The following is a 213-nucleotide window of genomic DNA, read 5'->3' as shown; positions in this document are numbered from 1 at the left end:
ATGATAGATAAAAGTGCAGCGACCTTAACGGAAGCGCTCTCCCAGATACAAGACGGCTCAACCATCATGATTGGTGGTTTTGGTACAGCAGGACAACCTGCTGAACTCATTGACGGGCTGATCAAACTTGGACGTAAAGACCTCACCATCGTCAGCAACAATGCAGGCAATGGCGATTATGGTCTGGCGAAACTGTTGAAAGCCGGTGCAGTG

The 213-nt window shown here is 49.3% G+C and carries 1 protein-coding gene; it reads left to right on the top strand.

Going from position 1 to position 213, the window contains the following annotated elements:
• The coding region (locus tag F4W09_RS17040) for a CoA-transferase (protein ID WP_335878910.1) at positions 1-213 on the top strand (213 nt) is incomplete at its 3' end.

The sequence above is a fragment of the Acinetobacter tandoii genome (assembly GCF_008867985.1).
GTDB lineage: Bacteria > Pseudomonadota > Gammaproteobacteria > Pseudomonadales > Moraxellaceae > Acinetobacter > Acinetobacter tandoii.
This window is presented reverse-complemented; position numbering and strand designations above follow the sequence as displayed.